Source organism: Gulosibacter sp. (assembly GCF_052090685.1).
Classification (GTDB): domain Bacteria; phylum Actinomycetota; class Actinomycetes; order Actinomycetales; family Microbacteriaceae; genus Gulosibacter.
Window position 1 is genome coordinate 1 of sequence record NZ_JBQDBE010000035.1, and the last position, 20331, is coordinate 20331.

General features: G+C 61.2%; 21 protein-coding genes and 1 tRNA gene. 9 read left to right on the forward strand and 13 right to left on the reverse strand.

Annotated elements, in window-relative coordinates:
* Nucleotides 1-52: 52 nt before the first annotated feature.
* From ACTHXA_RS14905 to ACTHXA_RS14940, 8 genes are all read right to left on the reverse strand, one after another.
* Nucleotides 53-808, reverse strand: coding sequence for a phosphoglyceromutase (locus tag ACTHXA_RS14905; protein ID WP_441673666.1), 756 nt, complete (start codon nucleotides 806-808; stop codon nucleotides 53-55).
* Between the two features lie 36 nt (nucleotides 809-844).
* The gene (locus tag ACTHXA_RS14910) at nucleotides 845-1465 is read right to left on the reverse strand and encodes a response regulator (protein WP_441673667.1); all 621 of its coding nucleotides are present in this window, start codon (nucleotides 1463-1465) and stop codon (nucleotides 845-847) included.
* Nucleotides 1462-2607, reverse strand: coding sequence for a sensor histidine kinase (locus tag ACTHXA_RS14915; RefSeq protein WP_441673668.1), 1146 nt, complete (start codon nucleotides 2605-2607; stop codon nucleotides 1462-1464). The genes ACTHXA_RS14910 and ACTHXA_RS14915 overlap by 4 nt, the downstream gene beginning before the upstream one ends.
* A gap of 10 nt (nucleotides 2608-2617) precedes the next feature.
* Nucleotides 2618-3484: an ABC transporter permease gene (locus ACTHXA_RS14920; protein WP_441673669.1), complete on the reverse strand. Its 867-nt coding sequence runs from the start codon at nucleotides 3482-3484 to the stop codon at nucleotides 2618-2620.
* Complete coding sequence (locus ACTHXA_RS14925) at nucleotides 3481-4428, reverse strand: ABC transporter ATP-binding protein (RefSeq protein WP_441673670.1); 948 nt, start codon at nucleotides 4426-4428, stop codon at nucleotides 3481-3483. The genes ACTHXA_RS14920 and ACTHXA_RS14925 overlap by 4 nt, the downstream gene beginning before the upstream one ends.
* A 78-nt stretch (nucleotides 4429-4506) precedes the next feature.
* Nucleotides 4507-5781 (reverse strand): CAF17-like 4Fe-4S cluster assembly/insertion protein YgfZ, encoded by a 1275-nt coding sequence (gene ygfZ, locus ACTHXA_RS14930; protein WP_441673671.1) that lies wholly within the window; start codon nucleotides 5779-5781, stop codon nucleotides 4507-4509.
* The gene (locus tag ACTHXA_RS14935; RefSeq protein WP_441673672.1) at nucleotides 5778-6440 is read right to left on the reverse strand and encodes an FABP family protein; all 663 of its coding nucleotides are present in this window, start codon (nucleotides 6438-6440) and stop codon (nucleotides 5778-5780) included. Before ACTHXA_RS14935 ends, ygfZ begins: the two co-directional genes overlap by 4 nt.
* 154 nt (nucleotides 6441-6594) lie before the next feature.
* Nucleotides 6595-6873: a hypothetical protein gene (locus tag ACTHXA_RS14940; RefSeq protein ID WP_441673673.1), complete on the reverse strand. Its 279-nt coding sequence runs from the start codon at nucleotides 6871-6873 to the stop codon at nucleotides 6595-6597.
* 102 nt (nucleotides 6874-6975) lie between these two features.
* Between ACTHXA_RS14940 and mshD the strand changes: the two genes are divergently transcribed.
* From mshD to pstB, 7 genes are all read left to right on the forward strand, one after another.
* Nucleotides 6976-7848 carry a mycothiol synthase gene (gene mshD, locus ACTHXA_RS14945; protein ID WP_441673674.1) on the forward strand — a complete coding sequence of 291 codons (873 nt, stop codon included), beginning with the start codon at nucleotides 6976-6978 and terminating at the stop codon, nucleotides 7846-7848.
* A gap of 113 nt (nucleotides 7849-7961) precedes the next feature.
* Nucleotides 7962-10076 carry an RNA degradosome polyphosphate kinase gene (locus tag ACTHXA_RS14950; RefSeq protein WP_441673675.1) on the forward strand — a complete coding sequence of 705 codons (2115 nt, stop codon included), beginning with the start codon at nucleotides 7962-7964 and terminating at the stop codon, nucleotides 10074-10076.
* Between the two features lie 7 nt (nucleotides 10077-10083).
* Nucleotides 10084-11031 carry an NUDIX hydrolase gene (locus ACTHXA_RS14955; RefSeq protein WP_441673676.1) on the forward strand — a complete coding sequence of 316 codons (948 nt, stop codon included), beginning with the start codon at nucleotides 10084-10086 and terminating at the stop codon, nucleotides 11029-11031.
* 149 nt (nucleotides 11032-11180) lie between these two features.
* Complete coding sequence (locus ACTHXA_RS14960) at nucleotides 11181-12323, forward strand: phosphate ABC transporter substrate-binding protein PstS (protein WP_441673678.1); 1143 nt, start codon at nucleotides 11181-11183, stop codon at nucleotides 12321-12323.
* Nucleotides 12324-12490: 167 nt separating this feature from the next.
* Nucleotides 12491-13459, forward strand: coding sequence for a phosphate ABC transporter permease subunit PstC (gene pstC / locus ACTHXA_RS14965; protein WP_441673679.1), 969 nt, complete (start codon nucleotides 12491-12493; stop codon nucleotides 13457-13459).
* Between the two features lie 12 nt (nucleotides 13460-13471).
* The gene (gene pstA, locus ACTHXA_RS14970; RefSeq protein WP_441673680.1) at nucleotides 13472-14623 is read left to right on the forward strand and encodes a phosphate ABC transporter permease PstA; all 1152 of its coding nucleotides are present in this window, start codon (nucleotides 13472-13474) and stop codon (nucleotides 14621-14623) included.
* 34 nt (nucleotides 14624-14657) lie between these two features.
* The gene (gene pstB, locus ACTHXA_RS14975) at nucleotides 14658-15437 is read left to right on the forward strand and encodes a phosphate ABC transporter ATP-binding protein PstB (protein ID WP_441673681.1); all 780 of its coding nucleotides are present in this window, start codon (nucleotides 14658-14660) and stop codon (nucleotides 15435-15437) included.
* Nucleotides 15438-15937: 500 nt separating this feature from the next.
* Here pstB and ACTHXA_RS14980 read toward each other — a convergent pair whose 3' ends face one another.
* Nucleotides 15938-16564, reverse strand: coding sequence for a DNA-directed RNA polymerase subunit beta (locus ACTHXA_RS14980; protein WP_441673682.1), 627 nt, complete (start codon nucleotides 16562-16564; stop codon nucleotides 15938-15940).
* A gap of 130 nt (nucleotides 16565-16694) precedes the next feature.
* Here ACTHXA_RS14980 and ACTHXA_RS14985 point away from each other — a divergent pair, with 130 nt between their 5' ends.
* A complete protein-coding gene (locus ACTHXA_RS14985; protein WP_441673683.1) occupies nucleotides 16695-17528 on the forward strand; it encodes a hypothetical protein in 834 nt (277 codons plus the stop codon).
* 10 nt (nucleotides 17529-17538) lie between these two features.
* Nucleotides 17539-17615, forward strand: a tRNA-Lys gene (locus ACTHXA_RS14990).
* A gap of 15 nt (nucleotides 17616-17630) precedes the next feature.
* Here ACTHXA_RS14990 and ACTHXA_RS14995 read toward each other — a convergent pair.
* The 4 genes from ACTHXA_RS14995 to ACTHXA_RS15010 all read right to left on the reverse strand — a co-directional run.
* A complete protein-coding gene (locus ACTHXA_RS14995; RefSeq protein WP_441673684.1) occupies nucleotides 17631-18128 on the reverse strand; it encodes a tyrosine-type recombinase/integrase in 498 nt (165 codons plus the stop codon).
* A gap of 39 nt (nucleotides 18129-18167) precedes the next feature.
* On the reverse strand, nucleotides 18168-18815 hold the full coding sequence (locus ACTHXA_RS15000) for a hypothetical protein (RefSeq protein WP_441673685.1): 648 nt from the start codon (nucleotides 18813-18815) through the stop codon (nucleotides 18168-18170).
* A gap of 72 nt (nucleotides 18816-18887) precedes the next feature.
* Nucleotides 18888-19226 (reverse strand): hypothetical protein, encoded by a 339-nt coding sequence (locus tag ACTHXA_RS15005; RefSeq protein ID WP_441673686.1) that lies wholly within the window; start codon nucleotides 19224-19226, stop codon nucleotides 18888-18890.
* 55 nt (nucleotides 19227-19281) lie between these two features.
* Nucleotides 19282-20331 (reverse strand): DUF4041 domain-containing protein (locus ACTHXA_RS15010; RefSeq protein WP_441673687.1); only part of this gene is annotated, 1050 nt, incomplete at its 5' end.

The window sequence follows — 20331 nt, forward strand, 5'->3', positions numbered from 1 at the left end:
CGGCCCAACCGATTCGGTTGGGCCGCTTCCTTATTGTGAGTGCGAATCGGTGCTACTTCTGCGCGCCCTGGTTCGCGACCGCGGCTGCCCCAGCTGCAGCAGCCTCCGGGTCGAGATACGCGGCGGGTTCCACCGGCTTGAGCGTGGCCGGGTCGAGTTTGTACACGAGTGGGATTCCGGTGGGGATGTTGAGTGCCGAGATCTCAGCGTCGGCAATATCATCGAGGTGCTTCACCAGCGCGCGCAATGAGTTGCCGTGAGCGGCAACCATCACGGTCTTCCCAGCACGGAGGTCTGCGGCGATGTCGGATTCCCAATATGGCAGCAGTCGCTCGAGTACGTCCTTGAGGCACTCGGTGCGTGGCAGGTCCTCGCCGAGACCGGCGTAGCGAGCATCCTTCGCCTGCGACCACTCGTTGTCGTCATCGAGCGGGGGCGGCGGCGTGTCATAGGAACGACGCCAGGTCATGAACTGCTCTTCGCCAAATTCATCGCGGATAGCAGCCTTATTTTTCCCCTGGAGTGCGCCATAGTGACGCTCGTTGAGGCGCCAGTCACGCTTCACGTCAATCCAGCTCAGACCAGCGGTTTTCAGCGCGATATTTGCGGTGTCAATCGCTCGAACAAGTCGCGAGGTGTACAGGATGTCGGGGGTCAGACCAGCTTCGTTGATGAGCTCTCCCGCGCGGACCGCTTCTGCGCGGCCCTTCTCGGTGAGGTTCACATCGACCCAGCCAGTAAACAGGTTCTTTTCATTCCATTCACTCTGGCCGTGGCGGACCAGGATGAGCGTCAGCGGTGCGTTCATGGCACCAGCTTAACCCGGTCGAAGTAACGGAATCTGCTATTCGAGCAACCATCCTCGATCGCGCGCAATGTGTACCGCCTCAGCCCGGTTCGCGGCCCCGGTCTTGCCGATGACCGATGAAAGGTGATTGCGGACAGTCCCGGTAGACAAGAACAGGCGTTGTGCGATTTCCCGCACCGATCTGCCGTCTTCGGCGGCGAGCAACACCTCCGCTTCCCGCTCAGTCAGCGGGCTCTCGCCAAAATCAAGGGTCTCCAGCGCCAGCTCCGGGTCGATCACGCGTTCTCCGCGCGCGACTCGGCGCACGGCTTCGGCAAGTTCCGGCGCCGGAGTGTCCTTCACCACGAAACCGGCGGCTCCCGCTGCCATCGCACGCCGTAAATATCCGGGCCGGCCAAAGGTCGTGACGATCAGCACCCGACTTCGAGCGCCAGCGTCCTTGAGCGCCGCTGCCACGTCGATTCCGTTCATCCCGGGCATCTCAATATCGAGCATCGCCACATCAACATCGTGCTCCGCGACCAGCGGCGCAACCTCGTCACCACGACCCGCTTGCGCAACGACTTCCAGATCGGGTTCGAGTGACAGCAAGGCCGCGAGCGCGCCCCGCACGAGGTGCTGGTCGTCGGCGATCAGGATGCGGATGGTGCTGGTCAAGGAAATCTCACCTCGAGTTTCGTGCCGGGAAGGGCTGGGTTCTGTTGGTTCTCCTGCGCCGGGCCGACCGAAAGAGTGCCACCAGCATCTTCGATTCTCCTGCGCAAACCGCTGAGCCCATTGCCTTCCGCTCGTTCGATGCCGATGCCGATGCCGTCATCGATCACTAGCAGCCGATTGCGTTCGAACACGATCTGGCATTCGCCCGCTTCCGAATGACGAACCACATTCGTCACCGCCTCACGAACCGCCCACGCGAACACCGCGCGATGGTCGATATGCACGTCGTTCGCGCTGCCGTGACAGATGAGCCGGATGTCTTTCGTGTCCAGGGCAGTCTTTGCGGAGACCAGTTGCGCGGCTAAGTCCGGCGTGCGCAGCCGCCCCACGGTGGCCCGAACCTCGTCGAGGGCAGACTGGGTGTGTGCCAGCACCTCGTCGAGTTCCGTTTCCGCCTGTGCCGGGTCATCGCGCAGTGTCCGCCGCGCTAATTGTGTCTTGAGTGAGACCACGGTGAGCGTGTGCCCGAGGATGTCGTGGACGTCGCGCGAGAGCGCTTCACGCTCTCGTACGGCGGCGAGTTCGAGATTCGTGCGCTCTTCCACCGCGCTCCACTCGAGGATGACGCGGATGATAAGTACGAAACCCACTGAAAGCAGTGGTCCGACAATGAGGCCAAAGTCGAACCCCACATTGAATATCCACAAAATGGCAAGCATGAGGAGCACGCACCCGCCTGTCCACCAGATTCCCGCACGAAGCGGCCAGAGGAACAGTCCGTAGCCGGCGAAAAACGGCAAGATCGCGATGATGGATCCCTGGAGCGAGGGCACCATGAGCCCGGCAAGTGCGAGGAGCACCAGCAGCAGGGTGACAAAACGACCGTGGTGCGGCCACACATCCACCTCGTTGAGCAGACCTGCACGTGGCACTATCGCAAAACTCGCGATGTAGAGGATGCCGAACAGCACGATCGCGCCGTACGCTGTCCAATCCCACGCGGGGCCGGCTTCGGAGTACACGTACACGAGGAAGGCCGGGATGAGGAGAAACACCACCCATATGCTCGAAAACCGAAGCTGGCGCAAGCGAGCTTTCCGCTCCTCACGCCGCTCCGCCTCGGAGAGTGCTGCCTCGACCATGGTCACCAACTTAGCGGCGCGAGGTGCCTCGACGCGCGCTCAGGAGCGCAATCAGTCCGAAGACGATCGTCCACACCGCAATGTTGGTGATCGGCTGCCACAGCGCGTATTCGATCATGCCGTTGGTCGCTTCCGGATCAATTCCGACGCCTTCCGAGAGCGGCCAAAGCGCGAGTTGCATAACACCCCAGACGGGTGTGAACGGCGCGATTTCGAGGAGGACACCGCTCAGCGGCACGAACGCGTTGCCAAGGAACATCAGGATCACCACGAGTCCACTCGCGGCGCTGACGGCACTTTCACTGCGGAACATCAGTCCGAACGCCAATCCGTAGAGCGCAAACACAATGCCGCCCACGAGGATCAACGCGCCGGTAGCGGGCCAGATCCAGGCATCCATTTCAGCATCCATCAGACCGCCCACGATATACACCGCGAGAATCGGCAGGATTGCAAGCGCGAGCGCGACGATGGTTTTGCTGGTGATGTATCCGAGTCGTGTAAACGGGGTGAGCGCGAGTTGACGTCCCCAGCCCTGTTGCAGTTCGACGGCGGCTGCCCCGGCGAGTCCGGAGGTTGCGGTGACCGCCCCGTATGTCGCCATCGAGACCATGATCTGCGCCGACACGTTGCCTCGGCCGCTGCCAAGCTCAGAGGTCGAGTACTCCTGCATCGCCCCAAAAATCACGTACATGGCGACCGGGAGGCCGACCATGAAGAGCAGGTTGGTGTACATCCGCAGGTTTCGGCGAAGCTCAAACCCGGTGTAGGCCAGGTTGAGGGTTCGACCTATCCCTGCGGCACGTTTGTTCGGGCCGTGAGCCGGTGCGGTTGCGGCGTTCTCCGTCGAAGTGTTTGGCATGGAGGTGGATGTCATGAGCGTGCTCCTTCAGAGGTCTTCGTTGCCGTTTCGGCATCGCGATCGTCTTCGCTGGTCAGATTGGTGAAGACGCTGTCGAGTCCGGCGGTGGTTATTTCCAGTCCGGATGCTGCGGTGTGGTTAAGGAGGTAGCGCGCCGCTTCGTCGGCGTCCCCGGTAGAGAATTTGATTCGGTCACCGCTTCTCGCAATGTCGCTGGCTGTGGGGATGCGCTCGAGGTCGGCCTCGGTGACTTGTGGCCAGGAGACCTGAACGATCTTGTGTCCGGTGAGTTCGCGCGTTTCCGCAACGGAACCGTCTGCGATGACCTTGCCGCGATTCATCATCACGATGCGCTGGGCGAAATCGTCTGCTTCCTGCAGGTAGTGCGTCGCAAAGATGATTGTGCGGCCGTCGTGCGCCTCCTGGCGCATCGTGTCCCAGAAGGCGCGCCTCGCGTTGACGTCCATACCGGCAGTGGGCTCGTCCAGGATGAGCAGTTCAGGTTCCGGCAGGAGCGCCAGGGCAAAACGTAAGCGCTGCTGTTCGCCGCCGGAGCATTTTGAGACGCGACGGTTCGCGAGCTTGCTGATCCCGGCCCGCGTCATGGCCTCTTTCGGGGTGAGTGAATGCGGATAGAGGTTCGAAATCATCCGCACGGTCTCGCCCACCGTGAGGTCGCCGAGCAATCCGCCGGTTTGCAACACCGCGGCGATTCGACCGCTGCCAACTGCGTTGCCGGCCGTGCCGCCGAACACCTTGAGGGTGCCGCTGGTGGGTTCGGTCAGACCGAGCACCATGTCGAGCATCGTGGTTTTACCGGCGCCGTTGGAGCCGAGCAGCGCGACGATCTCGCCACGGTCGATACGGAGGTCGACGCCGGCGACTGCGCGGACGGGGTTCCCAGAGGCCGCGTTGAAAGTCTTGGTGAGTGCGTTGATTTCTACTGCCGGAGCATTCATGCCTCTAGCGTGCCGGAATGCCTCGGCGCTCACCTCGGTCAAATGTCATGGTCTTGCCATGACGCCTGACCTGTCTCGTTAGCGACGCAGATTGCGCGGGATGTTTACGGTGCGTCCCGATTCCGGGCTCACGATCACCGTCTGGACCGCGGCCAACTTTTCGGCCGGCGCAGCCTCGGTTTCAGCTTGCGCCGCACCCACTTGTTCTTGCTCGCTCGGCTCCGCATCCGCAACCGGAGCAGCCGTCTCGGCAAGTTCCACGACGAGTTCGGCCGTCGCATCTACGGTCCGCTTCAGCAATGCCAACCCAATCGGTCCATCCTCATAGTGCATCGCCGCGCTCGTCAGACGACCAACTGGACGGCCTTCGGGAGCGCTCGCGAGAAATACGAGTGAACCTGGTGCGGGCAGGCGTCCGTCGGTCCCTTCGAGATCGAGTCGCACCAGCCGACGCGGTGGATGCCCAAGATTGTGGACCTTCGCGACCGTCTCTTGGCCGCGATAGCAACCCTTGTTGAGGTGCACTGCGGAACGCAGCAAATCGAGCTCGTGCGGGATAACACGATCGTCAAATTCGAATGCCTGTCGCGGACGCCACGCGGCGATCCGCAGCGCCTCCAACGCCATTGAGCCGGCAGCCTTGAGCTCCCCCGCGCGAACGCGAGCCGCAAGCGCTTCGCGACCGGGAGCATCCACAATGTGCAGTGACAGTGCAAAATCACGACCAGGATGCATTGCCGGGTCGACGGCGGCGTAGCTCACCGCTCCAGCAACGCCTTCAGCCCACGGGTCGTGCCAAACGAGTGCCAGGCCGTTGGGTGAAACGGCGCCGAACACATTTTCCGTCGAATCGCGGTTCGCGACTTCGCCTTCTTCGGATTCCGCCACGCCACCGAGATCCGCCGCGCCGCGCGGCGTGACCGTTCCAATCGCGAACAACTCGGCCGAGCGATCGGTGACTTTCACGCGCATCCGGAAGCGCATCTTGTGCAGGAATTCTGCGAGTCCGGCGGCGTGGTCGGGCTCGGTGATAAGCCACACCGAGCTGCCGTCGTCCAGCATCCCGAAGGCATGCTCGATGCGGCCCTGCGGCGTCAGCAGCAGGTTTTCGGCGCTGTCGCCGGGCTGCATGTTCGCAACCGCCTGGGTGGTCAGCGAGTCAATCCAGCTCAGCCGGTCTTCACCCGCGACTTCAATGATGCCCAGGTGTGAGCAATCGACAATGGCTTCACCCCGGGCGAGCTCGCGCTGTTCGATGAACGGGGTCCCGCCGTAGTGCACCGGTACCCCCGTGTCTGGCTCGGCGGCAGCGATCGCGCCGGGCAGCTGCAAAAACGGAGATTCAGTGGTCAATTTTCATCCAGGTTCGTGGTTGTCGAGTCGGCTTGCGTGCCAGCAGTCGCGTCTTCAGCGACACGACTCAGCTGGGCGGATGCGTGGGTCGCGAGCTCCTGCCCGAGCGCCTTAATGTTCCAGAGCCAAAACATCTGGTTATTCACGAGGCCGTACATCCGCGTCGCGGCCTGATAATCCTTGGCATTTTCAGAACGGAGCACGCCGTTCGTCGCGAGGTCGATCCGCGGGCCGCGAATCATGCCGTAATACTGTTCCGCCACTCCGGTTGGATGCGCAATCGACACCTCGAGGTCAAAGCCATCTTCCGCATTGCGAAGCGTCTCCACGTCCTCAGCGTTGCGCAGGCTGGGCTCGGCGGTCGGCGGCAAGAACCCCGGACCGACGTCACCGTCATTGTGGGTGCGCGCGAGCCGCCAGAAACCGGTCTCGGCGGTGAGCGGCGAGGACTCGTCGGAGTCTTCATCAAGCAGCCACACATTCGAGCGGTACTCGAGGTAGGGAAGATCGACATGCCGGAAGGTGACCCGCTGACGGAAGGGATGCTCACGCAGCTCCCCGTCAACGGAGTACTCCACCATGCCCGTGCCCTCCCACGTACCGATAAGCCAGTACAGGGGGACGAGTTCGGGCTGGAGACCAACCGGAATTTCGATCATATGTGCCGCTGGGGCTTAGCTCTGGCCCTTGAACAGACGGCGCAGTACCACAATCGCGGTACCGAGGATGCCGACCATTGCGGCACCGAGCAGGCCCATGAACAGGATCTCGAAGAACATTTCCATGTCCCCAGCTTACCCGGGTTTGGGTTCGCTATGCGTCAACACCCGAGCTCGCACCCATCGCGAGAAAAATGATCGATGCGATCGCAAGAATCACTGCCGCGCCGCTGAGACTCAACGCCATTCGGTGGATGAACCCCTTGGCTTGGGCCCCCGCGAGTTGCACCAGCGCGGTGGCGAATACGAGCAGGAGCATCACAATCGGCACCCAGGTCAGTTGCCGATCCGGTGTCGCAAGCACGCCAATGCCCACGGCCGCGATCACAGCCACGACCCAGATGCCGACAATCTCAATGCGTTCCCGAGTCATTCTCTCAGTATGGTGCATCCGGAGCGATTCCGGATGCTCGGGTTTGTAGTGTGGGAAGAATAGGTTTCGGCGCAGGTGCCGGCAGAGCGAGAGGATGCAGCCATGGCGGTTAAAGCAGTAAGCGGTGCGAGTGTGCGTGGCGAGTTTTCGGAGTTCGCCGCGGCCCTTTCACTCACCGACGGTGTCGCGGCGTTTAATGAGGACACCGTGCTCAACCTGGACGAGCGTGAGGCACACAGCATCGAAATTGACGGCGGGCTCGCGGCCCTGGCACTGAGCAAGCGTCTCGAGGACGGAACGCTCGAGGCGGAACTGGCCGTGCATCCGGAGTTGCGCGCCCGCGGGCTCGGTTCGCAACTGCTGCAGACCCTGCGCAACTACGCGCGGGAATCAGGAAACGGCGCACTGCAGGTGTGGGCCCACGGAAACCTTCCCGGGGCGCAGCAACTCGCTGCTTCGCAGGGATTCGCGAACGTCCGCACGCTCTATCAACTCGAATTGCCGCTGGTCGAGGACGTGGCCGAGCCCACGCTCGAGGGCGGGGAACGCATCCGGAGTTTCGACCGAGACCGTGACGGCGCGGCCTGGATAGCGCTGAACGCACAGGTTTTCGCGACGCATCCAGAACAGGGCTCCCTGCAAATCGCCGACCTCGATAGTCGAATCGCGCAAGACTGGTACAACGCGGAGGACTTCCTCATCCTCGAGTCCGACCGGGGCGAAATGCTCGGATATAACTGGCTCAAGATCACCCCGGAAGAGGGCGAGATCTACGTGATTGGCGTGGCCGAGAAGGCCGCCGGGCACGGCTACGGCACCGCGCTTATGCGAGCTGGGCTTCGTCGTCTTCGTGACCGCGGCTGCCAGGCAGCTGTGCTTTATGTCGATGGCGTGAACGAACGTGCCGTAGCGCTCTACCGACGTCTCGGGTTCACCGACCGAACCGTGGACGTGCAGTACCGCGCGAATCGCTAACCTGGCGAGCTAATCACCCCCGCGAGTGGCTCCCTGTCTTCTACTGTTCACTTCCTTCCTCTAAATAAGTTCCTGTCACGCTTCATTCACGCGTGATTGAAAGGATGCCAACCATGGATCACGCATCGATCACACCCGTCAGCGAATTCGGCCTCGACCGCTATATCGACCGTGAATTGAGCTGGCTTGCGTTTAACCAGCGAGTGCTCGAACTCGGCGAAGCGCGAGACGTGCCCCTGCTCGAGCGCACCAATTTCCTCGCCATCTTCCCCTCGAATCTCGACGAGTGGTTCATGGTGCGTGTCGCTGGTTTGAAGCGACGCATCGACACCGGCCTCGACAAGCCGACCGCAGCAGGCGTCGACTCGAAAGAGTTACTGCAGCAGATTCGTGCCAAGGCGCGCGAGCTGCAGATCCGTCACGCCAAAATGTTCAGCGAAGAAGTGCGCCCTGCGCTCGCGAACGAGGGTATCCACATCCTCGGTTGGGATGAACTCGACGCTGGTCAGCATGACAAACTCACTGAGCTTTTCGCGACCCAGATCTTCCCGGTACTGATGCCGCTCGCCGTGGACCCCGCGCATCCCTTCCCCTATATCTCGGGCCTGTCGCTCAACCTGTCCGTGCGGGTCAAGAACCCGATGTCGGGCAAGACCGACTTCGCCCGCCTCAAGGTGCCGCCGGTACTCCCCCGACTCTTCCAGGTCGAGGCCCCGGAAGGCGAGACCTGGTACATCCTGCTCGAAGACCTCATTGCGCAGCACCTTGACTCTCTCTTCCCCGGCATGGAGGTCCTCGACCACCACGCTTTCCGGGTGACCCGCAACGAAGACATGCTCATCGAAGAAGATGAGACGGAAAACCTGCTGCAGGCGCTTGAAAAAGAACTCCTACGCCGCCGCTTTGGGCCGCCGATCCGTCTCGAAGCATCCGATGACATGGACCAGGAGACGCTCGAGATCCTCAAGAGCGAACTCGACATCACCGACGATGAAGTGACTGTGCTTCCCGGACCGCTCGATCTCACCGCGCTCTTCGGCCTGGGGAAGATCAATCGCCCGGACCTCAAGTACGCGCCACAGATTCCGGTGACCGTGCCGGAGTTCCGCACTTCGGACTCGGATGAGCAGCCCGACATCTTCCGTACCATTGCGGAACGGGATGTACTCGTGCACCACCCGTATGAATCGTTCTCGACGAGCGTGCAGGCCTTTATCGAACAGGCTGCGGATGACCCTGACGTGCTCGCAATCAAGCAGACCCTGTACCGCACCTCGGGTGACTCGCCGATTGTTGCTGCGCTCATTAAGGCTGCTGAATCTGGCAAGCAGGTCCTCGCTCTCGTGGAAATCAAGGCGCGATTCGACGAGCAGAACAATATTGTCTGGGCACGCAAGCTTGAGAAGGCGGGCGTGCACGTGGTGTATGGCCTGGTGGGACTGAAGACCCACTGCAAGTTGCTGCAGGTGATCCGTCGCGAAGATGGCCGCCTGCGCACCTACAACCACATCGGCACAGGAAACTACAACCCGAAGACCTCGCGCATCTACGAAGACCTCGGACTCTTCACCGTGGACGATGAAGTGTCGGGTGACATCACGCGACTGTTTAACCAGCTTTCGGGCTACGCAATTGAGCGCGACTTCAAACGCCTGCTCGTAGCGCCACTGCATCTGCGCAAGGGCCTGCTCGAGCTCATTGAAAACGAAAAGCAAGCGGCGCTGCGCGGTGAACCGAGTCGGGTGCGCATCAAGGTGAACTCCATGGTGGATGAGGAAATCACCGATGCCCTCTATTCGGCGAGCCAAGCCGGTGTGCCCATCGACATTTGGGTACGCGGCATCTGCAGTGTCCGCCCGGGCGTCCCCGGCCTGAGCGAAACCATCCAGATTCGCTCAGTGGTAGGCCGCAACCTTGAGCACTCGCGCATTTTCAGCTTCCACAACGGTGGCGACACGCAGCTGTACATCGGTTCGGCCGACATGATGCACCGCAACCTCGATCGCCGCATTGAGGCCCTCGTGCGATTGACCGATCCCGACCACATCCGCGTGATCACCGAGCTCTTCGACCTCGGCATGTCAGACGCTGCGGCAACCTGGCATATGCTCCCTGACGCTTCATGGGAGCGTCGTCACCTCGACGGCGAGGGCAATCCGCTCATCGACGTCCACAATGAGGTCATGCGCCGCACGTCGAGTCGACCCCGCCGAAACACGCTGCGATAATTCCAGCGTGAGCTCCAACGAACCATCGAATACCACCGTCTACGCGGCCGGAGCGCTGCTCTGGCACGAAGACGGCGGCGAAATCAAAACGCTCGTCATTCATCGTGAACACCACGGGGACTACTCGCTGCCCAAAGGCAAGGTAGACCCCGGCGAGTCGCTTCCCGAGACCGCTGCCCGAGAGGTGCTCGAAGAGACCGGTCTTCGAGTATCCCTCGGGGCGCCGCTGGACGTGGTCGAATACACCCTGCCGAGTGGGCGCCCCAAGGAAGTTCACTATTGGGCCTGCGAGGTTAGCCGGGAACAGTACGAGTCCTACGAGTTTGTCCCGAATGACGAGGTCGATCGCCTCGAATGGCTCACGCTCGAGGATGCGCAGCGGGAGCTCACCTATGTTCGTGATCGCGAACTCATCGAGCAGTTCCGTGATCGCGCGGCCGGGGGCACGCACCGGACCATCCCCATCGTCTTACTCCGGCACGCCAAGGCAGTGCCGACACACACCTGGGACGGTGAGGATGATTCCCGGCCGCTCACTGCGCGCGGCCAAGCGCAATCTTCGCAGCTCGTCCCCATCCTTGAAGCCTTCGCGCCAGCGCGAATCGTGACATCGACCGCGGTGCGTTGCCGAGCGACCGTCGCGCCGTTCGCTGCGGCCAGCCACCTTGCGCCGAGCAGCGAACGCATACTCTCGCAATCCGTGGCACCGCTCGACGGCGAACTGCGCACGCTGCTGGATGAGTTACTTACTGAAGGGCAAGGCCTCGTGGTCTGCAGCCATTCACCCGTAATGCCGGAGCTCGTCGATGCCATCGAGCGCATGACCGCGGTCACTTCCGGCACGCTGGCAAAACGGGCATTGCTCTCGACGGCGGAGGCCTCGGTTTTCCACGTGCAAATTGGGGACCAGGACCCCAAATTAGTTGCAGTTGAAACTCACGGCCCGCAGATTTAACTCGCCCGACTCCCGCAACAAAACGCGGAAGTTCTGCTTCCCGTTAACCCTCCGTTTACCTGATGACTGCTCGCGCGTCACTCGAAGCCAATAGGTTCACTCGCGAATCCAATCTGATTCCCAGAAACGTTTCTTATGGAGGAAACTCAATGAAGCTTTCGCGTGTAGGCACCTCGGTAGCCATGACCGCAATTGCCGCCCTCGCTCTCGCTGGCTGCGCCGGCGGTGGCGACGCCGACCCGGCATCGACCAACGACACTGACAACGCTGCAACCGAAAACGGTGGCGGCTCGGGCGCCGAGTCGCAGGGCCTCTCCGGTGAGCTCAACGCAACCGGTGCATCCTCGCAGGAACTCGCCCAGCTCAACGGCTGGATCCCCGGCTTCACGAGCGTCGAGACCGACGTTACCGTCAACTACACCGCTACCGGTTCGGGTACCGGTCGTGACAACTTCGTAGCCGGCACCTCGGACTTCATCGGTTCGGACCGCGCATTCGACCTCGAAGAGATCGAGTCGAGCGAGTTCCCCGTATGTGCACCGGACACCGACCTCGTCGAGTTCCCCGCATACATCTCGCCGATCGCTATCGCGTACAACCTGCCTTCGGTTGAGACCCTCAACCTTGACGCAGAGGTACTCTCGGGCATCTTCGCTGGTGAAATCACCACTTGGAACGACGACGCAATCGCTGCAATCAACGAGGGCGTCGAGCTTCCTGACACCCCGATCAACGCAGTTCACCGCGGTGACGCTTCGGGTACCACCGGTAACTTCCTTTCGTACCTCGAGTCGGCTGCGCCTGAGGCGTGGACCCACGGTACCGAGGACGAGTTCCCCGCTGACCTCGGTGGCGAAGCTGCACAGCAGACCGCTGGTGTTGCATCCGCTATCGAAGCTGGTGAAGGCTCGATCGGTTACCTCGACGCTTCGCAGGCAACCGACCTCCAGGTCGCTGCAATCGCTTCGGGTGAGAGCTTCGTTGAGTACACCCCTGAAGCTGCCGCACAGGTCGTTGCTGGCTCGCCCCTCGAAGAGGGTCGTGGCGAGACCGACGTCGTGTTCGAGCTCGACTACACCGGCGTTGAGGGTGGTTACCCGATCGTTCTCGTCTCCTACCTCATCGGCTGCTCGGACTACGCAGATGACGCTAAGGGCGAACTCGTGAAGGCATACTTCAGCCACATCGTGACCCCTGAGGCTCAGGATGCAGCTGCTGCTGAGGCTGGCAACGCACCGATCTCGGACGAGATCCGCGACCAGGCTCAGGCTGCGATCGACACGATCCAGTAGTAACCTATCCAGCTTCAGCTGGATTCATCACTGAAAAGTGACCAACTTCGTGCCCGGTGCCGAGCGAATCTCGCCGGCACCGGGCATGTTGGATTCCTGGACCCAACTGTCGAAACCCCCGTTCATGCATATGAAATTCGTATCCGTTCTTCAGGAAGGCTTGTCCGATGACGAGTACTGACTCTGCGACGAAAACCAAGGAGGCCCCTAAATCAAGGGGCACCGTTCGCCGCATCGGTGACACCGTATTCAAAACAATCTCGACAACATCCGGCGCGCTTATCCTTGCGATCCTCGCTGCGGTGTTTACGTTCCTCCTCATCCAGGGCGCTCCCGCGATGTTCAGCCCGGTGAACCACGAGCTCAATACCGACAGCTTCCGCGCGGAGAACGGTAACTTCTGGGGCTACATCGGCCCGCTAGTGTTCGGTACCATTTGGTCCTCGCTGCTCGCGATGCTGCTCGCCATCCCAGTAGGCATCTCGGTAGCGCTGTTCATTAGCCACTTCTCAAACCGCAAGCTGCAGGGCGCGTTCGGTTTCGTAATCGACATGCTCGCCGCCGTTCCTTCTGTGGTCTTCGGTCTCTGGGGCATCCTCGTGTTTGCACCGATTGCCGGACCGCTGTACACGTGGCTCGGCACGAACCTGCAGTGGTTCCCGCTGTTCTCGGGCACCCCACTTGCGAGTGGTCGAAACATGATGACCGCTGTGATCGTGCTCTCGATCATGATCCTGCCGATCATCACCTCGCTCACGCGTGAGATCTTCCTCCAGACCCCGCGTCTCCACGAAGAGGCCTCGCTCGCTCTCGGCGCCACGCGCTGGGAAATGGTCCAGCAGGCCGTGTTCCCTTACGCTCGCTCCGGTATCTTCGCCTCCGCCATCCTCGCACTCGGTCGCGCGCTCGGGGAGACGATGGCCGTTGCCATGGTGCTCTCGGCTTCGGGCATGGTGACCTTCCAGCTGCTCACGTCGCAAAACTCGCAGACGATCGCTGGACAGATTGCTAACCAGTACCCCGAAGCCTCCGGTATGAACTCCAACACCCTCATTGCGGGTGGTCTCGTGCTGTTCGCAATCACCCTCGCGGTGAACTCGATCGGCCGTTGGATCATCGCGAAGAGCAAGAAGTAGGTGCAGACGAATATGACTACTGCGACTCAAACTCCGTCAACGAGCAAGTCTCCCAAGACTCCTCACAACGTCCTCACTGCTGGACAGCTCAAGCCCTGGCAGGGCGCCGCCATCCTCATCGGATCATTCGTCGTTTCAGGAATCCTGTTCCTGCTGCTCTGGCTCGCTAGCGGTGAACCGTTCTATACCGTTGTTGAACGCTCCGGTAGGCTCACGGTCAACTTCAACTGGGGTGCGTGGCTCGCACTCGGTGCGGTCATCTACCTGCTCAGCATCTGGCTCATTTCTCGCGGCATCGAAGGTCCACGCCAAGCAACGAACCGTCTGGTCACGGGTGTCGTGACCACCGCCTTTGTGCTCGCGATGATTCCGCTGCTTTCACTGCTGTTCACGCTGGTCGTCAACGGTTGGGAGGGCCTCACCTCACCAAACTTCTTCACAAGTGACGCGGCAACCCCCGGTAGCCGCGGTGCCTGGCACGCGATTTACGGCACTGTGATGATCACGCTCGCAACGACCATCATCGCCGTTCCGATCGGTATCTTCACCGCGATCTACCTCGTTGAATACGGCAATGGGAACTGGCTCTCCAAGGCACTCAACTTCTTCGTCGACGTGATGACGGGTATCCCTTCGATCGTTGCCGGTCTATTCGCCTTCGCACTGTTCATGATGGTGACCCAACTCGGTGGTGGCGACATCACCAAGGTGAACTCCGGTTTTGCCGGTTCAATTGCGCTGCTCGTGCTGATGATCCCTACTGTTGTTCGCTCAGCTGAAGAGATGATTCGACTGGTCCCACACGACCTGCGCGAAGCCTCCTACGCGCTCGGCGTGCCCAAGTGGATCACGATCGCCAAGATCGTGCTCCCGACCTGCCTCGCCGGTCTCGTCACCGGTGTGCTGCTTGCAATCGCTCGCGTGATCGGTGAAACCGCACCGCTCATGGTCGCAGCAGGTATGGCGATCAACATGAACTGGAACCTCTTCGAAGGTGTCATGTCGGCGCTTCCCACGTTCGTGTACCAGCAGTGGAAGTTCGGTACCGATGAGGGCGAGACTCTCGCCTGGGGTGGCGCACTCATGCTGCTGCTTATCGTTGTTCTCTTCAACGTCATCGGCCGACTGGTCTCTCACTTCTTCTCCCCCAAGGGCGACCGCTAGGTCCCCGGGGTAACAAACAGCAAAGGATAATTCAGTGGCTAAGCGCATTGAGCTAAAAGACCTCGACATTTACTACGACAAGTTCAAAGCTGTAGAAGGCGTGAACATGGTCATCGAGCCGAAAGCGGTCACCGCTTTCATCGGGCCTTCGGGTTGCGGTAAGTCCACCGTGCTCCGCACCCTCAACCGGATGCACGAGGTAATCCCCCGCGCATGGGTTGACGGCCAGGTGCTCCTCGACGGCGACGACCTGTACGGTCAGAACGTTGACCCCGTGCACGTTCGCCGCCAGGTGGGCATGGTGTTCCAGCGCGCGAACCCGTTCCCCACGATGTCCATCAAGGAGAACGTCCTCGCCGGCGTCAAGCTGAACAATAAGCGCATCAGCGGTTCGGAAGCAAATGAGCTCGTTGAGACTTCGCTTCGCGGCGCCAACCTTTGGGAAGAAGTCAAGGACCGTCTTGACGCTCCCGGTGGTGGCCTCTCGGGTGGTCAGCAGCAGCGTCTGTGCATCGCTCGCGCGATCGCGGTGAAGCCCGACGTGCTCCTCATGGACGAGCCCTGCTCGGCACTCGACCCGATCTCGACGCTCGCGATCGAGGACCTCATCCACGAGCTCAAGCAGGAGTACACGATCGTGATCGTGACGCACAACATGCAGCAGGCAACGCGTGTGTCCGACCGCACCGGATTCTTCAACATTGCCGGTACCGGCAAGCCAGGAAAGCTCATCGAGTTCGACGACACTCGCAACATCTTCGAGAACCCCGCGAACGAGCAGACCCAGGACTACGTGACCGGCCGCTTCGGCTAGTACTCACTGCGGGATTATCCCGAGTTCGGGGCGTGGCTTTCTGGCCGCGCCCCGTTTGCGTTTCCGGGGCCGCCCTCCTGAAAAAGTGCCACGGATGGGCATTTCTCGGGCGTGTCGTCCCGTGTCGCACCATCTCGTGGCACTTCTTCGGAACTGCGTCGCCCGCTTCGTCCGGAAACGTAAAATGCCAGGCCGCAGAACGCCTCTCGGCGGAAGGCCGCTCGAAGCGGCAAATATTGGAGCCCGGGGTTACTGCGACCTGACTCGAATAGTTTATTGACTCAGCAAGAGAGCGCAACCCCGTTCGCCCGAGAGCGAAATCGGGAATGAAAGCGTACTTTCGCTCGTTGCCAATTGAAGCGTGCTCACCACGAGGCGAGCAATATTGCAGTCTGCGGTCGCCAGCACCCTACAGGGCAACCTGACCCTCGGGGCCCATCTGCCAGCAGCGCCTACCCGCCGGCAGTCCGTCCGCCGGAGCAGTCTAGGCACACGCAACGCTAGTCGAGCAGGCCCCGCCGCCAGAGCCGCGCGGATGCGGCAAGGTCTTTCGCGAAGCCGAGGTAGCGCGCTGAGCGCTTTGTCGCCCGGTCGGCACGGTCCGCATCCGTATGCTCGTAGTCCGTGGCGATGCTCGCGCATCCAAGAGACATCACGGCACAGAACGCTGCCGCGCGGTCCAGCGCATCCTCAAAGTCACCGCTAAACGCACCGCGGAAGATCTGCTCGGTCAGGGATCGAATCTCAAGTGGGCCGGTCGGCTCCATCGCACCGGCAACAATGTGGTTGATCGAATTGTCGATCGCGGCACCCTGACGGTACACATAGCTTGAGGTTTCGGGGTCTTGGGCGATCGCCTCGTGCACAAGGTAGAGACGCCACAGCGAGCCGGCGAGTGAATGGGGATTCGCGCTCGACCACAGTTCGGCAAGATCGGCGAGGCCGTTCGTGCGCGCATAGCCAACGGTCCGGTCGATCACCGCTGGATCATCGGCTTCTCGCACGCGGTGTAACAGCGCCTGTGCGGTATTGCGAGCGAGTCGGGATGCATTGGCGGGGTCGTCTCCCCCGACAAACGAGTCAAACGCTTGGATCGGCATTCGCACCGGTCGATCGAATTTCTCCATCATCCCTCCTCCCACAAGTCCGCGTGTGTTCTCCATGTACCAGTGTGGCCGGGATGCGCGAATCTCGCGAGTGCCTGTCGGTAAATTCCGCGGACGGCGCATCCCGGAATATCTCATTAGGCTGGAGACCATGGCCTTACGCAGCTCATCCCCCGCGAACCCCGTCGAGCCTACTGCCGATTCGAACGGAACTCTCAATTCGGCACCGAACCAACGAGCGCTGCCCGAGTCGCGCGAAAAGCGCGTGACCGCCGTGGTGCTCGCGGTGATCATTGTTGGTGCAATGTTTTTGCCGTGGTGGAAGACGACGGGCGAACTTTTGCAGCACACCACCGAACTCACCGGCTTCGACCTGCTCATCGTCGGTTTCGGCATGGGCGGGTACGCACCGCTGACCGGGTTCAGCGTGATCGGAAACATCCTGTTCGGCGCGCTCACCACGGTGCCGCTGCTCGTGGTAGCGGCACTGCTCGTGATCCGGGCAGTGAAGCCACGAGCCCTGCCCGCATCCACCGTGGCACTGTGGGCCCTGCTCGCAATTCTTACGCTGAGTTGGCTGTTCGTCGTGGGCTGGGCACGGCTCAATGCGACCCTCGGCATTTTCCCGGTCACGTGGGGTGTGTTGATTGAAGCCATGGCCATGGCATTCACCGCCGTTGCCATGTGGAACTGGTGGCGTCGCGGCGAACGCGGACTGTGGCCGAAGCGCAGTCGATTCCAGCTTCGCAATAAGCAACTCGAGGATGCGGAGCCGACGACCGTTGGGGCGCTCTTTGATGATGGTGAGGATGCGGACGCGGATTCGCGGGCGCGCGAGGATGCGGACGATCGTGTGGATGCCCATGGGCGCGCGGATGCCCAGTCACGCGACGATGCGGACAACGACTCCCTCGAGAACGCCGAAAGCGAAACCGAACCGGATTCACCCGCCGAAGGTGACACGGACTCGCAAAAATCGCGGTAGTCTATTGCGCGGGCCTATAGCTCAGTTGGTTAGAGCAACGGACTTTTAATCCGTGGGTCGTGGGTTCGAGTCCCACTGGGCCCACCACGGCAAACCCCCAGGTCACGCCTCACTTCGAGGCAGTGACCGGGGGTCTTTTTTGTTTCCAAAAACCGGAAACCCACCCCTATCTCCACCCCTATGAAAAAGCCGGCCCGTTATATCGGCCGCTTCACGCTTCTTTTCCTCCAGCGGATGCACATACGTACGCATCGTGAAACTCGTATCCGTATGACCCAGTTGAGCCGCTACGACCGGGACTTCCACGCACTGCGCGATCAGCAACGACGCTGCCGTATGCCGAGCCGTGTACCGACGCGAATGCGACACACCTGCACGCTCCAGCAGGCGTGCCCACACCGTGGAATCATGCCGCGGCTTGATCGGCACACCATGGCGGTCGGTGAAGCACAGCAGCACCGGGACGGTGCCGCCCGCCGGCACCGTCCCGGTGCGTCCATCGGTCGCCAGCCTCCACCATCCACTCCAGTTGCTGCCGTCGATGCTGCTCGAGCATCTCAGCGACAGGCTGAGGGAGTGGGATTGTGCGATAGCCAGCATCGGTTTTCGTCATTTCCCGCAGCGTGAGCCCTACGCCTTTCACCTGTTGCAGCTGCCGGCGGATGTGGATCTTGTCGCCGTCGATGGAATTCCATGCGAGCCGAGCGCTTCGGCCGGCCGCACTCCGCACATGAGCGCGAGTGCCCACCTCGCACCTTCCCCACTGGTGACAGCCTGCTCGAGCACACGGCGAGCATCCGCGACGCTCATGGTCGTCGTCTTCGCCCTGCCCGCCTTCGGCGGCTCCACCATGAGAGTGACGTTCGCGATCGTCAATCCACGCTGATGTGCGATCTTGAGCGCACGCGAGATGATGGCATGCGCTTGATGGATCGTCGACGCTGACAGCGGTCGAGGCTTATCGAGCGTGTCGTCTTGCTTCTTCCGCGCTTTCCGGTACGTGCCGTCACGCATCGCCGCATAGAGCCGTTCGAGATGCTCCGGCCGTAGCTCGGTGAGCTTGTGCCGACCCACATGTGGTTTGAGGTACGCACGGATCGATGATTCATAGCCACGACGCGTCTCCGGAGTGAGGTCGGCAATCGTGTCGACCCAGTGATTGAGCCACGCGGTGACCGTCCAGGTCGTGTGCTTTGCGCCCACCCGCGAGGCCCGAACAAGCTCATCCAGCGCTTGCCACGCGGCCGCCCGACTCGTCCGGTCACGAATGACTTCCTCGCCACTCACTCTCGTGCGGGCGCGCCACCTAACCGTCCGCAAACTTGACGATCGATCCCTCACCCTTACTCCGGCGAGCCATCAGGAGAACTTACATTCCTGCTCGAGCATCTGGAGTTCGACGCCCACCTCCACGTAGCCATCCTGACCGCTCGGCGCGACCTCGAGGATCTCAATGACATTCCTGAGCGCATCGTTGAGCTGCTCGTCGCCAATCGCTGCGGCCTGCTCTTGGGCATCGTAAAGACCAGGCAGCGCTTCGCTCGAGGCCTTCCCGTTGTCGTCGAAATAATCGCTCATGAAAGTGTCAGAGCTGGGTACGGCTGCGCAGATTTCCTCGCGCGTCGGCTCGGGTTCGGCCGACGTGCACCCGGTGAGCGCGAGAAGGGTAATCGCAGCGGGGATGATGAACTTCTTCATGGTGGCCTCTTTCATTAGGCAGTTTCGCACCAGAGTTGTTCGGCGCGGCGAGCCTCTAGATAAGCTCGGTGACGGGTTGATGTTCTGCGGTGCGCAATGCGAGAGTTTGGCGGTACTGCTCCGCATCGGGCTCCTCGGTGAACTCCATGATGTTGCCGTTGATTTCCTGCAAAGCATCTCGCACTTCGTTGGCAGGCACGAGGAAGAATTCTCGTCGGGTATTGATGAGGTTGGCACGCCGATCCGCGAATCGCTTGTGGAGCGAAGCCTCGACGGATACCGCGTCATCGCTAAAGAAGATGGCATGCACATCGAAGTTAAATGGCACGGACGCGTCGGAGAGCTCTCGAACTCGATCGAGTGGGTCAAGCCGTCGGGTCATTCCAATCTTCACCATTCGGTCGCCGAACGAGCCGACGTTGGAGATGACGTATACGTATCCTGCTCGGATGTTCGCGGCGCGTTCCTCGACATCGTTGATGCCGCGCTCGATGTTCGCGAGTTCGTTCCTGAGCTTCGAGATTTCTTCTTCGTCCCCGGTTGCTTCGACGACCTTGAGGACGTTAAGGTAGTGCGCTTTCTCCTTTTCCAGGCGGTCGCGCTCGGCTTGCAGTTCCCGCTCGGCAGCTGCTTGCTCGCGCAGCTCCGCCTTACGTTCCCGTTCTAGCTCGCGTTCGAGCTTCTTAGTGTCGAGGTGCTTCGACGCGATATGTAGTTCGCGGATGCGCTGCTCGATATATGACGACTTGATCTGGTAGCCGAGCGTTTCGATCAGTCTGTTGATGGTGTCCGCAGAGCGCGCGATTTTCGATGAGGATGATTCGTAGTTCGCCACGGTTGCGCCGCGGATGATGCTCTCGCATTCCGCGTTGAAGGCTCGGAGCGCGAGCTTCGAGAGGTCCCTCCCCAGTTTGGAGATGCCAGCCTTCGTCCCCGGGAGAGTGACGCTTCGGGGCTCTGCGATAGCACCGGACTTGGCTGATTCTTTGATGGCAGTGCGGAGGTCACGGAGTTGCGTGCTGAGAGAGATGCTGTCTTCTGCAGGATGAGGGAAGTCCCTAATCGCGACGAGCTCTTCTGCGACTTTCGCGCGGAGCGGTTTTAG